Genomic DNA, 293 nt, shown 5'->3' with positions numbered 1-293 from the left:
TCCCGAACCCGAAGGCGTTTTTCTCCTGCAGCTTCACCTCCCCATCGGCACGCGCCCCGTCCAGGCTGCCATAGACGCGGTAGGTCCCTTCCAGTTCGCCGACCTTGATGGTGTAGTCCAGCTCGGCTATGCCGTAGCCGTGTGAGAGCACATCCTCCGTGTCGGTGTCGCCGCTGCCGTAGCCGAGCCCGAAGGTGAGCGATTCGCCCAGTTTTGCCTGGAGCCTGGCTCCCGGTCCGTTGCCGGGCGCACCCAGGACCGCCGAGTTCACGAAGGCCCCGGCCAGGAACTGG

Annotated in this window: 1 pseudogene; it reads right to left on the bottom strand. The window is 66.2% G+C overall.

Features of this window, described 5'->3' with window-relative positions:
- Positions 1-293 (bottom strand): annotated as a pseudogene (locus AC6CDK_RS17830) (carbohydrate porin); the annotation flags it as partial.

This window comes from Geobacter sp. PheSNFMC, assembly GCF_059620965.1.
The sequence above is the reverse complement of the archived record's forward strand: the minus strand, read 5'-3'. Positions and strand labels throughout refer to the sequence as shown.